This is a genomic window from Nocardia puris, assembly GCF_003315035.1.
In the GTDB taxonomy this organism is placed as follows: Bacteria; Actinomycetota; Actinomycetes; order Mycobacteriales; family Mycobacteriaceae; genus Nocardia; species Nocardia puris.
The window spans coordinates 196,366-211,612 of sequence record NZ_QNRE01000010.1; the positions used below are offsets into that span (position 1 = coordinate 196,366).

Genomic DNA, 15,247 nt, shown 5'->3' on the forward strand with positions numbered 1-15,247 from the left:
GAGCGTGGTCGGCTCAATCCTGCCCCCGCTATCGCCGGGAGTCAACTGAAACTTGAGTCGGACACGCTCAATGTTGTCGTACTGACCAACGGGTGGTGCGGGCCGGATAATTCCCGCGGCGGGGAATGTGGTGTAGATCACTTTGGTGAGATAGCAACTGGTGGGGCCGGTGATCCGCAGGCGGGGACGACCTGCTGGCGCGGGTCCCGCTGCCTACCGAGAGCACGGAGGGCGCGGGCGGCCACGAGCCCGTTCGCGCGGGTCCGTCGCTCTCGCTCCGCGTCGTGCGCCCCGGTGATAGGTTGCGGCCAGGTGAGCCGACCGTCAGGAGTGCCCATGCGTGCCGCTGTTGTCACCGATACGAAGTTCTCGGTCGAGCGGCGGCCGACGCCGCAGCCGGGCCGGGGGCAGGTGCTGCTGAATGTGCTGCGGTGCGGGATCTGCGGATCGGATCTGCACGCGCGCGCCCACGCCGACGAGATGGCCGACCTGGCGGCGGCGAGCGGATACGACGAGTTCATGCGCGCCGAGCACAGCGTGGTGCTCGGACACGAATTCAGCGGCGAGGTGGTCGATTACGGGCCCGGGTGTCGCAAGCGGTGGCGGCCGGGCACGAAAGTCGTTGCACTGCCGATTCTCCGGGAGTCCGGGAAACCCCAGCTGATCGGCCTGTCGCCCGCCGCGCCCGGCGCCTACGCCGAGCAGGTCGTGGTGCAGGAATCCATGACGATGCCGGTGCCGAACGGGCTCTCGGCCGAACTCGCCGCGTTCACCGAACCGATGGCGGTGGCCTGGCACGCGGTGCGCAAGGGGCAGGTCGGCAAGGGGCGGCCCGCGTTCGTGATCGGTTGCGGGCCCATCGGTCTGGCCGTGATCAGCATGCTGAAGGCGGCGGGCGTGCGCACCGTGGTGGCCAGCGATTTCTCGCCGCGCCGCCGGGACCTGGCGGCGGCGTGCGGTGCGGACGTCGTGGTGGACCCGGCCGTCGAATCACCGTGGGAGGCGGGGCCGAAGCCGCGGATCGGCGGCGCCACCGACCTGCTCACCCTGGCCTTCGACACCATGGAGCAGCTGCGGCGCATCCCGAACCTGCCCTGGTGGTACGTCTTCCGCGCGGCGGGCGCACTGGGGGCCGCGCCGACGGGGCCGGTGATCTTCGAATGCGTCGGCGTACCGGGGGTGATCGACCAGATCATCGCCGCCGCGCCGCCGAGTTCGCGCGTGGTGGTGGTCGGAGTGTGCATGGAGACCGACCGTTTCCACCCGGCGCTGGCCGTCAACAAGGAGATCGAGTTGCGCTTCGCCCTCGGGTACGACCCCGGGGAGTTCCGCGACACCCTGCACATGATCGCGGACGGAAAGGTCGACCCGCGCCCGCTGCTGACGGGGACGGTGGGGTTGGCGGGTGTGGCGAATGCCTTTGACGCCCTCGCGAATCCGGAGCATCACGCGAAGATTCTGATCGATCCGGGGAGCGGTGCGCTGGAACCGTGAGGTGCGACGGGGCGGATCGTCGCGTCGGCGTAGCTCCGGCGGGCTGCGCATCCGGTGAATTCATCCCGGCGGCAACGCATCCAGAATCCCTTCGGCGCTGCGCGCGGCAGTCAGGCACGCGCGGGCGGTGAGCTGGTCGGCGAGCGGGTGGCGGGCGCGGTCGCGCCACTTGCGGACGGCGGCGAGGGCCTGGGTGCGCAGAGCGTCGAGGGGCACGTCGGCGGGTAGGTCGAGGCGCAGGTGCGGGGCTATGCCGGAGCCGCCGACGAGGCGGTGCAGTTCGGTGAGATCGGCCGGGGGCAGGGTGAGTTCGTCGGTGCGCAGGCGGCCCAGCAGGCGGAGTTCGGTAAAGCCGTGCACGTCGGCGAGGAGGTTGTGCACGCGCGGCAGCAGCCCGTCGGCGGAGGTGCCAGGGTAGGCGGTGATCACCCTGGCCAGCGCGGCCAGCGCCGAGTGCGCCTTCAATTGGTCGGCGCGCTGGCCGAATTGGACGTCGAGCACCGACCGCAACTCGTCCACTCCGCTGCGGGCGGTGAGTTCCGCTGCGAGCGCGGCGGAATCGCGCACCCCGAGACGAATCAGCGTGACCGCCATGCGAATACCGAACATGCCGAAACGTTCGGCCAGCTGAGCTCGCAGCTCGGCGGGCACCGGCAGCGCTGTGTCGTTGTGCGCGAAGCGATCCGCCGAGAGCATCGCCACGGCGAGATCGTCCACCGGCACACCGGCCAGCGCCTGGAACGCGGCGAACTCCTGCTGGCGCAGCGTGGCGGCGGCGAACGCCAGCAGACCGGCCACCGGAATCACCGCCTGGCACAAGCCGGTTCGCTCCAGTTCGGTCGCGAAACGAGTGGCGACGTCGCGGGCGGAATGCAGGGCGTCGATGCGGCCCGCGCCGATCTCGTCGGCACGGGAGACCACGCCGATCACGCCGAGCGGACCCGCCGGAGCCGAATCATCCTGCTGCGCGGCGGTTCCCGCACCGATGCGCTCCAGGAACCGCACGTCGGTGGCGTCGAGCCTGCGCAGCAGGTAGACCACCGCGTCGGCACCCGGCACCGCCACGTGCTCGGTGTCGTCCTCGTCGTCGGGGGTGAGCAGCCGGGCGGTGCGCCGCGACACCTCCCGCGACAGCGACGACGTGCCCGGCGTATCGATGATCGTGGTCTGCGCCAGCGTCGAGGCCGGCCACTCCACCTCGAGGTGGTCCACGTCGCGCGGGCCCGCCACGTCCCAGGCCAACCCGCTCAGGTCGAAGGTCAACCCGCCCGCGCCCCGGCGCACCACCACATTGGCGCGCGCCCCGTCGGCGGCGTACGCGGTGACGCTCGGCGTGGGACCGCCCCGGTACCAGGTGACCACGCGGGTGCATTCCGTCGCGTCGGTCGGGGCGATGTCCTGCCCCACCAGCGCGTTCAGCAGCGTCGACTTGCCCGCCTTGAGCGAGCCCGCCAGCGCCACGCGCAGCGGCTGATCCAGGCGGCGGGCGCAGTCGGCCAGCAGCGCGCGGGGGCGCGGCTCGCTCGCGAAGGAGCGCGCGGCCGCACCGATCAGCGCGTGCGCCGCGCCGACCAGACCGGGGGCCGGCCGCGTTGTCATCGCGCGCTCGAACGGCGTGTCGTCGTGATCACCCGGCTACCGTACCGGCGGCTCCCGGGACGGCGTCGGCGTAGCGGCGCAGTTCGGCGACCACCCGCAACTGACGCTCCAGCTCCGCGCAGCGCTCGGCGCGGCGGGCGGTCTCCATGGTGGCCGCCTCCTGCGCGGCGCGCAGCGAGTCCTCCAGGGAACGCAGGCTGCGCTCGGCCACCCCGGCGTAGTGGTCGCGCAGCGCGCGGTGGATGCGGTGCAGGCGGTCCTTGGACTCTTTGCCCGCCTGGAAGGCGACATCGTCGACGAAGCGGCGCACCGCGTTCTTCGCCTCCGCGCGGCGGCGCGCCAGCCTGGCCTGTTTGTCGTCGCGGAAAGCCTTGCCGCCCACGATGACTCCCGCGCCCAGCGAGATCGGGTTCAGCATCGCCAGCCCGGCGAACGTGCTGGCCAGGCCGACCATCAGCACGCCGCCGTAGGAGCCGCGCAGGCCGACCAGGACCTTGCTGGTGAACCCGATGTCGGGCTCGAGATCGGCGAGGGTGCCCGATCCGGCGCGGCTGTCGCCGTCGTCCAGGCCGGCGCGCACATCGGGCAGATCGACCGCGCCGACGTGGGCGAAGTGCTCACCGACGCGTTCGGCCAGCTGCACCGCCCGCTTGTGCGTCCACAGCAGGTTGTCACCGAGCGCGGAATCGACTGTCTCGGCGAGCCATTCGGCGATCGCGTCCCAGTGCCTGCCGGGATCGTGGCCGTCGATCCACTCCTCGCCGGTGCGGGTGATGCCGCGCAGCCGGTCGCGCAGATCGTGGTCCACATCGCCCGCGAGGTCGGTGATGCCGTCGGCGAGGGTCTGCTGCCAGGTGGCGGTGCGGCGGTGCAGATCCTCGGCGGCGGCCTTCGCGCCGGTGAGTTCGCCGATCGCGGCCGCGGCCTGCTCCGGATCACGCAGCGCGACAAGTTCGCTGCCCAAGGTGAGCGCGAGATGTTCTGCGGCGGCATGGATGTCGCGCGCGACGGCGGCGCGGGTTGCGGCCATGTCGCGGGCGACGACCTGCTCGCGCAGGAACTGGTACAGCGTGCCGAAGCCGGATTCGGCGCCGAGGCGCGGGTCCTGGGTGCGCATGGCGTGGGTGCGCAGCAGCGAGGAGACCGGGATGATCGGCACGTCGAGGCCGGCGCGGTCCAGGTGGGCGCGGTCGGCGTCGAGGACGCGGCGCCAGTGCGGGTACAGGTCGATCTTGGTGAGCACCAGGGCAACCGTGGGGCACAGTTCGCGCACCTGGCGCAAGAAGGAGAGTTCGGGCTCGGTGAGTTCGGTGGACGCGTCGGAGATGATCAGCACCGCGTCGGCCGCCGGTACCATGCCGAGAACCGTTGACACACCGGCATTTCCATGACCGCCGACGCCGGGGGTGTCGACCAGGACGATGCCGTCGGCCAGCAGGGGATTCGGCAGCTGGATCTCGAGGCGCGTCACGCGGCGGCCCTCGGCGAGCGGGGTGCGCGCGTCGACGGCGCCCGTCTCGTCGACCGGGACCGCCACCCGGGCCTCCGGGCCGCCGCCATGCGGATCGGCGAGTACCAGGTGGGCGTCGGCTTCCGCGCCGTGCGCGAGCACCGCCGGGACCACGGTGGTGGCGTCATCGCCCACCGCGCAGATGTCGACGTTGAGCAGAGCGTTGACGAACCGGCTCTTGCCCTGCCCCACCTGTCCGGCGATCACGATCCGCCGCCGAGGATCCCGCACCCGCTCCACCGCCGCCCCCAACCGCGCCACCAGATCCCCCCGCCCCACGGCGCGCGCCACCGTCGCCGCTTCCCCCAAGACCGAAAGCAACGGCACGGCAGGCGCTTTCGTCACCGCGACAGGAGCAACCATCTCACCCGACCTCTTTCATTGTTGCGAGAACTGCTGGCGGACAGGGTCTTGCGTGCGCGCTCGGCGTGCGACCCCACCCGCTCGCTCCGGGGCGCCCGGGTGGGTGCTCGTGGAGGCGAGGCGGGTGGGGTGCATGGGTGGGGCCTTCCGGTGGGTCAGTTGAGGAAGGAGTCGGTGGAGAGGTCGGCGGAGGCGCCGGTGTCCATCGACGTGTCGGTGTCGGCGAACAGCGAGGTGTCCGTGGTGCCGAGGGTGTCGAAGCCGGAGCCGAAGGCACCCGAGACGTCCAGGGAGGACCAGGTGTTCGCGGTGGAGTCGAGGGCGCCTTGGGCCGAACCACCTGCGGCGGCACCGGTATTCGCGGTCGCGCCGATACCGGTGGTGAGGCCCGCGCCCGCATCCGCAGCAGCACCGGCACCGGTCGACAGGCCACCGGCCGCACCGCCGACCGCACCCGCGCCACCGTCGATACCCGCCGAGAGGACTCCACCCGCGCCACCTGCCGCGCTGCCATCGAAGGCGCCGCCGAGGCCGGTCGACAGGCCGCCGGCCGCACCGCCGACCGCACCCGCGCCGCCCTCCAACGCGCCACCGATGCCGGTCGACAGACCCGCCCCGGCTTCCGCGGCACCGCCGATACCGGTCGAGAGCCCGGCACCGGCCTGGCCCGCGGCATCGAGGCCGGCCGACAGACCGCCGTCCAGCGTGCCGCCGAGGCCGCCCGCCGCCTGCGCGCCACCCTCCAACGCACCGGTCAGGCCACCGGAGAGCTCCGCGCCCGCGTCGGCCGCCGCACCGAGCCCGGCGGTCAGACCCGCACCCGCGTCGAACGCGCCGCCGAGTCCCGATTCCAGACCGGCACCCAGCTCGCCGGCCGCGCCGGCCGCGATATCGGCGCCCGCCTGCGCGCCCGCGCCGAGACCCGTTTCGAGTCCGGAGGCAAACTCACCACCGGCCGCGATCGAGCCGGAAAGCCCTGTCTCCAAACCGGTTCCGGCCGCACCGCCACCGATGCCGGCCACACCGCCGACCAGCCCCTGCCATCCACCGCCCAACTCCGCGCCGCCCTGCGCCCCACCGGCCAGCGCACCGCCGAGCTCACTGCTCAACCCGCCACCGATCTCGGCGCCGGCCCCGAGCACGGTCCCCAGCCCGGCCGACACACTCGATTCGAGTCCACCCCCGGCCTGCCCGCCGACCGCACCGGAGACGCCACCGACCGCGTCGATACCACCGGAGACCCCGGCTCCGAACTCACTCCCGAGACTTCCGGCCGCCCCGAGCGCGCCTTCGGCCGCCGCACCGAGATCGGCACCCAGGCCGCCTCCGGCACCCACCGCACCGTCGAGCCCCGCACCGATTCCGGCCACCGCCCCGAGCGCACCTTCGAGCCCCGCGCCACCTTCCGCAACGGCACCGAGCGCACCCTCGACCCCACCGGCGACCGCGCCCTCCACTCCGGCACCGATTCCGGCCCCAGCCCCGAGCGCACCCTCGAGCCCGGACTCCACCGAACCGGCCGCACCGAGCGCGCCTTCCAGTCCCGCCCCGACACCACCGACCGCGCCACCGATGCCGGCCGCGAGGTCTCCACCAAGACCACCCCCGACCTCGGCCACAGCACCGAGCGCACCCTCAACGCCCGCAACCGCACCCGAGGCCCCGCCTGCCCCCAACTCCCCACCCGCACCGAGCGCACCCTCGAGCGCACCCGAAAGACCAGCCCCCACACCGGCACCCGCGTCCACCGCACCTCCGACACCGGCCGCCAGATCTCCAGCCCCGGCGAGCGAACCTTCCAGCCCCGCACCGAGATTCGCCACCGCATCCACCGCGCCACCGAGGCCCGCCGTCAGGTCGCCGCCCGCGCCGAGCGCGCCCTCGACCGCGCCACCTACGCCAGCACCCAGACCGGCCGCCGCACCGAGCGAAGCTTCGACACCGGCTGCCAGATCACCAGCCGCGCCGAGCGCACCCTCCAGCCCCGCACCGATACCCGCAGCAGCGTCCGCACCGGCCTCCACAGCGCCGCCCACTCCCGCACCGATCCCGGCCGCCGCATCCCCCACCACACCAAGCGCACCCTCGACCGCGCCACTCACGCCAGCGCCAATCCCCGCAGCAGCCCCCAGCGCTCCGCCAACTCCGGCCGTCACATCTCCCACCGCACCGAGCGAACCCTCCAGCCCCGCACCGAGATTCGCCGCAGCGTCCACCGCACCGCCGACGGCGGCACCCACGCCGGCGCCGAGCCCGGCGGCCGCGTCTACCGCACCGCCCAGGCCGGCCGTCACATCGCCGACCGCGCCGAGCCCGCCGTTCAATCCGGCACCCAGCCCCGCGCCGACGCCGGCGGCGGCGTCCACCGCGCCGCCGACCGTGGCACCCAGGCCGGCGCCCAACCCGGCGGTCAGGTCGGTCACCGCGCCGAGGGAGCCGCCCAGGGTCGCACCCAGGCCGGCGGCCGCGTCCACGCCCGCTTGGACCGCTCCGCCAAGGCCGGCGGTCACGTCGCCGACCACGTCGAGTGCGGCGTCCAGTCCCAGGTCCAGGCCGCCGCCCAGCCCCAGATCGATATCGGTTCCGCCGCCCAGCCCCAGGTCGATGTCAGTTCCACCACCCAGACCCAAGTCGATATCGGTGTTCACACCACCGCCGAGATCCACGCCGATTCCGGCGGTCAGGTCGGTGGCGGCGTCGATGCCGGCGGAGGCGGCAGCCCCCACCACGGCGGCCGCGGCGGCCGTGGCCGTGGTGGCGGCGCCCGCGGCGATGATGGCGGAGAGCTGGGAGCCGCCGGCGACGAGGGCCGATTCGGCGACCATGGGGGCGCAGGCGGCGATGTCTTCGGGCGTCACCTCACAGAGGCCCGCCGCGGCCAACGCGCCCTCGGGGTTCGCGCAGTAACCCACCGCGGCTTCGCGGTCGCGCAGCAGGCCGAGGATGAACTCGAGAATCGCGTTGGGAGTCATCGTGCATCATCTCCTGGAATCGGCGGACCGGGCGATCCGCACTCGTTGGAATGCATTTCACGCTAGGCACGCATCGTGTTACGGAGAAACGGGGCGAACCCCCACTCTTCGCCGGGGGCACACCGTTAGGGGGTTGCCCGGCATTAGGGGAATTTCCCCGAACCTGCCCCCAGAAGTAACGGCGGACACCCAGCAACCGACAGATCGAACAAGTCGGCCGGACCACACGGCTTTCGCAGGACATGGCAACAGACAGCAGGGGCTACCGGGCCCCGGTCTCGGCGAAGAGGTTCACGAATGACACAGCGTCTGGCGCTCGGCATCACCGTCGGGTCGTCGAATTCGGTCGCGGTCGCGGCGGTGGGGGAGAACGGCACGGCGGAGGCCACGGGTGCGGTATCGACCCGCCCCAGCGTGCTCCGGCTGGCCGCCGACGAGCCGCCCGCTCTGGGCGCGGCCCGCGCGGGCAGGCATTCCGGCGACGTGGTGGTGGAGGGTTTCCTGGCCCGCGTCGGCGATCCGGTCGCGATGCTGGCCGAGGACGGGTCCGCGCACGCCGCGCACGATCTGGTCGCCACCGCCGTGACCTGCCTGATGGCCGAGGCCGCGCACCGCGAGGGCGCGGAGCCCACGGCCACCGTGGTCTGCCACCCGGCCTGGTGGTCGCGCCACACGGTCGACGTGCAGCGCGCCGCACTCGAGGCCGCCGTCACCGGCGACGTCACGTTGGTCCCGGAGCCGATCGCCGCGGTGCGCTGGCTCGCCGCCGCGCACGGTCCGCTGGGCGACGGCGCGCTCGTCGTCGTGGATCTGGGCGCCACGGCCACCACCGTCTCGGTGGTGCGCACCGGCGCGCAGACCGCGCTGCTGGCCGCGCAGCACACCACCGAAGCCGCTGGCACGGAATTCGATCTGCTGACCATGCGCTATGTCCTGGCTAACGCGGTGCGCGGAAATGATTTCGACCCGTTCGATCCCGTGGTGGAACGGGAATTGTCGGTATTGCGCGACCGCTGCCGAAAAGCGAAAGAAGAGCTTTCCATCAATACCGCCACGGTGGTTCCGGTGCGGGTGGACCCGGCCGAGGAGGCGGGTGAACGCGTCCGCTTGGTGCGCGACGAACTGGAGGAGCTGCTGCGCGGCCCGCTGCTGACGGCGGTGGAGTTGGTGCGCGAGGTGACCCGTCGCGCCGGCCTGGACGTCGCCGATCTCGGGCGCGTCCTGCTGACCGGCGGCGGGGGCGCGATTCCCCTTGCGGCCGAACTGATCTCGACGGAGTTCGGCCTGCCCGTCACCGCCGCGCCCGAGCCCGCCCACACCGCGGCGCGCGGCGCGGCCCTGCTGGCCGCCGACCTTCTCGACGCCGACGCGGCCGCCGCCGTCGCCATGCCGCTCGCGGCGCAAGCCGAGGCGGCCACCGTCCGGCTGCCCGCCGTCGAGCGCGACAACGGCGGCGCGACGCTGCCGACCGACCCCGAAGCCCCGCCCCGCAAGCCATCGGGCGGCAAGCGGATCGCGATCGTGGCGGGCGCCGCGCTCGCGATCGGCCTGCTCGCGACGGGCACCGTCGCGATCGGCACCGGCGTGCAGTCCAGCCCGTCCCCGGCCTCGCCCACCCAGCAGACCACCGTCGCGACCGAGGCCGCCACACCGGGCGCACCCGACGCGGCGCCGACGGACGCACCGGCCGCGGAGCCCGTGTCCGGCCCAGCCGACCCGTCGAATCCGGCTGTGGCCCAGACCGGTTCGCCCGCGAGCGCCCCGCAGGGCTCGACCGGCGCTCCGACGGCGAACGACCAGCCCGGCACCCAACAGCAGACGCCAGGCACCCCGGCCGCGCCGCCCCCGGCGCAGGGCCAGCAGCCCGCCCCGAGCCCGAATTCCCCTGCACCGCAACCTCAACCGCAGCCTCAACCGCAGCCTCAGCCGCAACCCCAGCCCCAGCCCCAACCGCAACGCCCCGGCGGCACCGTCGGCGGTGCGGTCGAGGACGTCGTCGGCGGTGTGGGTGGCGTGGTCGGCGGCGTCGGCGAAGGCGTCGGCGGGGTCGTCGGCGGACTGGGCGGTGCAGTCGGCGACGTCCTCGGAGGCAATGGTGGCTGAAACGGCGTTCGACACCCTGCCGACCGCTCGCGAACTGCTCCGCGACATCGATTGCCCGGACGCCGAACCCACCGCCTATCTGATCCGCGGCAGGTCCGGCACCGGTAAATCGACATTGCTGAGCGCGATCCGCACCCGCCTGAGGGCCCGGGGTGTCCCGCTGCGCGACACCCTCACGGCCCTCGAACCGAACGGCGCGGGGCCGCATCAGGCGCTGATCGTCGACAACGCACACACCCTCCCCCAGGGTGATCTCGAAAGACTGTGCGCCGTAGTCGAATCCGGTCACCTCACGGTGGTCATCGCGGCCCAGCCCCGCCCGCACGAACCGGCACTGCGCACGCTCACCGACGCCGTGACGCGCCGCGGCCGCGTGGTGGATCTGCGCCCGCTCGGCGTGGCCGACATCCTGCCCTTCGCGCGCGAACTCGGGATGATGGTGCCGCGCCCGGTCGCCCAGCACATCCACCAGCAGACCGGCGGTATCCGCGGCGGCGTGGTGGCCGCGCTCTCCGCCGCGGGCACCGGCCGACTGGACGCGGGCACCGCGGCGGTGGACGAGGCCGTCACGAAATGGGCACGCGCGCAACTGGAAAGCATCGAACCCGATCTGCTCGAGACGCTGGCCGTGGCCACCACGGGCACCGGCCTGGACGCCACCGAACTCACCGAGGTGCTGGGCGTGCCGCCCGAGACCGCGCAGTCGCTCATCGACCGCGCCCGCGCCAGCGCCCTGGTGACCGACGCCGATCTGCTCCTCGCGCCCGCAGTCGCGCCGCTGCGCACCATGCTGGGCGACCGCCGGTTCGTCGCGGTGCAGCGCCGCCTGCTCGGCGCGCGCCTGGACGCCGGACTGTTGCGCGACCACACCGCCCTGCTGCTCGCCGAATCCGGCGTGCAGGACCCCCGGCTCGCCGAATTCCTCAGCGCCGCAGCCGAACAAGCCGGACGTGACGCGGTGCGCTACTACGCGGCCGCCGCCTCGGCGGGCGCCGAACCCGGTCTGATCGGCCTGCGCTGGGCCGAAGCCGCCGCCAATATCGGCGACGGCGAGACGGCGATGCGGCTGGCCGAACCCGTACTGGCCCGCGCGGGCGCGGCGGGTGCGGATCTCACCGCCGCCGTACGGATCTGCGCGGGCGTGCTCACCCGGCGCGGGCTGGTCGGGCGGGCAGCCCAGCTCTACGGCTGGCTCGGTCCCGACCGCGTCGGCCCCGACTGGGCTGTCGGCGCGACCGTGCTCTACCTGGCGGGCAACACCCCCGCCGCGGCCGATCTCCGCGCCACCGCCGACCGCTGGCCGCCCACCCAGGCCGGGGCGCACGCGAGCCTCATCGCCACCTCACTGGGCCGCTCGATCGACGGAAAGTCGACCGCGACAGCCATTTCCGCGCTCATCCAGGCCTCGCACGCCGATTCGGGCATCGACCGCTTCCTACCCTGTACGGCGGTGTCCATCGCCGCGCTGCTGTGCCTGAGCACCGGCGACCCGCGCCGCGCGGGCGAGGCACTGCGCCGCGCCGCCGCCAGCGGGCTGCGCTGCCACCAGCTCCAGGTGCTCACCGCCTGGACCGCGATGCTCGGCGGCGACGAGCGCACCGCCGCCGACACCGTCGCCGACCTCGACTGGGACCGGCTCGACCTGCGCGACAAGCTGCTCGCGCACGGCGTCACCGTCGGGCTGGCGCGCCGCGCGGGCGACCACACCGCGCTGACCCGGGCCTGGCAAGCCGCAGCTCCCATGTTCGACCAGGTCGACGCCGACCTGCTCACCGTGCTGCCGGTCGGCGAGCTGTGGCTGGCCGGTATCCGCCTGCGCGACGAGGAACGCGTCCAGCGGCTCGTCGAGGCCACCCGCGAGCTGCTGCACCGCCTGCACCAGCCGCCCGCCTGGGCGAACGCCTTCCACTGGTACGGCGTGCAGGCCGCCATCGCGCACGAGCGGCCCGACGAACTGCTGCCGCCCGCGCACCGGCTCAAGGCGGCCGCCGCCGCGGGCGACCGGCACGCCGCCGTGCTGGCCGACGCGGGCCGCACCTGGGTGCTGGTGCTGCGCGGGCAGGTCGAGGTGAAACTGGTGGAAGTGGCCGTCACCGGACTGCGCGGCATCGGCCTCACCTGGGACGCGGCCCGGCTGGCCAGCGAGGCGGCGCTGGCCGCCGCCGATTCGGCCACCGCGACCGCGCTGCTCAAGCTGGCGCGCACCGTGCGCACCGAATCCCGCCCGCAGGAACGCCCGATCACGACGGCCGTCACCACCCCGGAACCGGCGGCCACAGGCGCGGCGATGCTCAGCGAACGCGAACGTGAGGTGGCCGAACTGGTGCTGCTCGGCCTCACCTACCGTGAGATCGGAGCGCGGCTGTACATCTCCGCCAAGACGGTGGAGCATCACGTCGCACGGATTCGGCGCCGGATCGGTGCACGGTCGCGTTCGGAGTTATTGTCAATGCTCCGCGCCATGGGACACGGATCGTTGCTCGTGTGATCGCCCCGGTGCGGCCGATCGAAGAGCCGAAGCGAGGAATGTGATGGCCACAGGGGTGGGCCTGCGGATCGCCGACGAGGACAGCACCGCCGCCATCGTCACCGACGGCGGGGAACTGCACTACGTGGTGCGCGAATCGGTGCTGCACATGTCCGACGACGGCGACACCGTGCTCGGCGGCGAGCCGCCCGCCGACCATTCGCACTCCATCACCGGTTTCGTGGCCGCCGTCGGCGACCCGGCCGGCATCACCGTGGACGACGGCGAGGCCTACCGCGCCGAGGACCTGGTCGCGACCGCGCTGTTCTGCCTGATCAACCTCACCGCCGAACACCTGAGCGGCGCCGCCGAGTTCTACGCCACCCACCCCGGCGGCTGGCCCGCCGAGCAGGTGCAGGCGCTGCGCGAGGCGCTGGACTACCTGGGCCTGAAGTCGGTGGTGCTGGTCAGCGAGGCCGATCTGCCCGCCGTCGACACCGCCGAGCCGGGCAAGTCCTTCTCCTACGACGCCGCCCGCGCCGCGCTGGCCGCCGTGCTCGCGACCCCGGCGGGTGCGACGCCGCCCGATCCGACCGCGGCGGAGAATTCGACGATCGTGACCGACGTGATCCCGGCGGTGCCCGTGCCGGAGGCGCAACAGGCGTACTCGGCGGCGATGCCGATCGCGACGGCCCTGCCCACCGAGGCCATCACCGACGTCCCCGAGACGCCCGCCCCCGCGCCGCAGCCCACCCCGAAGGAGGACCGCAAGCGCGTCACGGTGCTCATCGCGGCCGCGGCGCTGGTCGGCCTGACACTGGGCGGTGTGGGCGTGGCCCTGCTCTTCCGCGGTGAAGACTCCCCCGCGGTGCCGCCCGTGCGCGACGCACAATCGGGCGTGTCCACCACCAGCACGGTCGCACCGCCCCCGCCGCCGCCCGCGCAACCCGTCGCGCCGCCGCCCGCGCCGATCACCACGGAACCTCCGATCGTCACCACGACCACGACGGAGCCGGAGCCTGCGCCGCCACCCCCACCGCCGACGACCACCGAGGAACCGACCACCACCACGGTCCCGCCCACCACCACGCCGGAGGAGACCACGAGTCCGACCAGGACCCGTCCGCGCAATCCCTGGCAGCCCTACGACCCGGAGAATCCGTTCGAGTGGTGGGAGACCCCCACGGTTCCCCGATGATCATGCCGATTGGTAGCGACCGATCGGGGTTTGTGCCTTAAAGTGAAGCGCTGACCGGATCGGACGGGGTTTCCCGGTACCCTCCGGTCGCTCGACGAGGACTTGTGCGCCAACGGATTCGCCGCCGCGAGCGCACGGATGTAGCTGGCACCCGTGTGCCGACGAAGGGACTTCATGCGCAAGTTGGTGGCGCGTCGCGCCTCGGTCAAGGCTGCCTCGATCGCGGCGGCGGCGACCGTTCTCCTGGTTCCGATGTCCGGCACGGCGGCGGCGGAACCCGCGCCACCGCAGCTGAGCCCCGACGCGCTGCCCGCCGAACTCGTGGAGGCCGTCACCCGGGATCTGAAGATGAGCCCGACCGAGTACCTGGATCGCGCCGCCCGCGCCCAGCAGCTGCGCGAGTACGCGCGCGACTTCCGCTCCGAGCGCCCCACCGACTTCGCGGGCGCCTGGATGAGCGCCGAGGGCAAGGCGGTCGTCGCGGTCACCTCCCCCGACGCCGCGCGCGTCGCGGCGGGCGACGGCTACCAGACCCGCCTGGCGCCCGTCTCGGCCGACAACCTGGAGAGCTCGCTGAACCAGCTCACCCAGTGGATCGGCACGCTGCCGCGCGAACTGTCCGAGGCGATCAACTCCGTCGCCATCGACTTCCTCAACAGCCAGCTGGTGCTCAGCGTCGCGAACACGCCCGTGGGCCACATGCTCAACCTGCCCACGCTGATCGCCAACGTGAAGGTCATCCTGTCGCCGGGCGGCGGCGGGCCGGTGGAGCGGCGCCCGATGGGCGGCGACACCTACATCAGCGTGCCCGGCTCGTTGCGGGACACCTCGCTGCGCGGCGTGGACGTGTGCTCGTTCGGTTTCAACAGCGTGGACGCGGCGGGCAACGCCCTCAATATCAGCGCGGGCCACTGCGACCCGAACCTGGGCAAGTCCGATCAGCGGGCCGGCGTCTACCTGCCCAACGTGCGCGATATCGCCAACAGCCCCGAACTGGGCACGTTCGTGCGCGCCGAACTGGGTGGCAGCAGCGCGCTGGACTACTCGGTGATCCAGCTCAACGACCGCGCCGTGCGCGCGGGCATGGACCAGCCCTCGGTGCGCGCCGCCAACGGCACCACGCTCTCGATCACCGGCACCGCCGATCCGATCGTCGGCGCCCCGGTGTGCAAGTCGGGCCAGACCTCCGCGTTCACCTGCGGTTTCGTGGTGGCCGACCGGGTCGAGACGCAGCTCTACACCGCTGACGGCGAGAGCAAGACCGTGCGCGGTTTCGCCAGCTCCGCCTGCACCCTGGGCGGTGACAGCGGCGGCGCGATCGTGTCCGGCACGCTGGCGCTGGGCATCACCAGCGGTTCCAACGCCGCCGACGCCCCCGACTGCGACGAGGCCAACCTCGCGCTGGCCCCGTACGGCGGCACCGCGACGCTGGGCATCCCGATCCGCTCGATCCTGGCCGATATCAACGCCTCCTCCGGCGGCGGGCTCGGCAGCGGCATCACCGTGCGGACGCGCCCGAACGCGGGCTGAGCGCGACGCGC

Annotated in this window: 8 protein-coding genes; 5 read left to right on the plus strand and 3 right to left on the minus strand. The window is 73.2% G+C overall.

The features are described from left to right. Positions 1–336 precede the first annotated feature (336 nt). A complete protein-coding gene (locus DFR74_RS23475; RefSeq protein ID WP_067513150.1) occupies positions 337–1,494 on the plus strand; it encodes a zinc-binding dehydrogenase in 1,158 nt (385 codons plus the stop codon). A gap of 60 nt (positions 1,495–1,554) precedes the next feature. Here DFR74_RS23475 and DFR74_RS23480 read toward each other — a convergent pair whose 3' ends face one another. The 3 genes from DFR74_RS23480 to DFR74_RS35515 form a co-directional block, all read right to left on the minus strand. After that, positions 1,555–3,093: a dynamin family protein gene (locus DFR74_RS23480; protein ID WP_067513152.1), complete on the minus strand. Its 1,539-nt coding sequence runs from the start codon at positions 3,091–3,093 to the stop codon at positions 1,555–1,557. A 28-nt stretch (positions 3,094–3,121) separates the two neighbouring features. Beyond that, on the minus strand, positions 3,122–4,966 hold the full coding sequence (locus DFR74_RS23485) for a dynamin family protein (RefSeq protein WP_067513154.1): 1,845 nt from the start codon (positions 4,964–4,966) through the stop codon (positions 3,122–3,124). 155 nt (positions 4,967–5,121) lie between these two features. After that, the gene (locus DFR74_RS35515; RefSeq protein WP_147265890.1) at positions 5,122–7,938 is read right to left on the minus strand and encodes an IniB N-terminal domain-containing protein; all 2,817 of its coding nucleotides are present in this window, start codon (positions 7,936–7,938) and stop codon (positions 5,122–5,124) included. A 297-nt stretch (positions 7,939–8,235) separates the two neighbouring features. Here DFR74_RS35515 and DFR74_RS23500 point away from each other — a divergent pair, with 297 nt between their 5' ends. The 4 genes from DFR74_RS23500 to DFR74_RS23515 all read left to right on the plus strand — a co-directional run bounded on the left by DFR74_RS23500 (position 8,236) and on the right by DFR74_RS23515 (position 15,236). Next, complete coding sequence (locus DFR74_RS23500; protein ID WP_113975259.1) at positions 8,236–10,041, plus strand: Hsp70 family protein; 1,806 nt, start codon at positions 8,236–8,238, stop codon at positions 10,039–10,041. Further along, positions 10,031–12,529 (plus strand): LuxR C-terminal-related transcriptional regulator, encoded by a 2,499-nt coding sequence (locus DFR74_RS23505; protein ID WP_228801464.1) that lies wholly within the window; start codon positions 10,031–10,033, stop codon positions 12,527–12,529. The genes DFR74_RS23500 and DFR74_RS23505 overlap by 11 nt, the downstream gene beginning before the upstream one ends. 43 nt (positions 12,530–12,572) lie before the next feature. Beyond that, complete coding sequence (locus tag DFR74_RS23510; RefSeq protein WP_067503965.1) at positions 12,573–13,706, plus strand: hypothetical protein; 1,134 nt, start codon at positions 12,573–12,575, stop codon at positions 13,704–13,706. Between the two features lie 174 nt (positions 13,707–13,880). Beyond that, a complete protein-coding gene (locus DFR74_RS23515; RefSeq protein ID WP_067503962.1) occupies positions 13,881–15,236 on the plus strand; it encodes a S1 family peptidase in 1,356 nt (451 codons plus the stop codon). Positions 15,237–15,247: the final 11 nt, after the last annotated feature.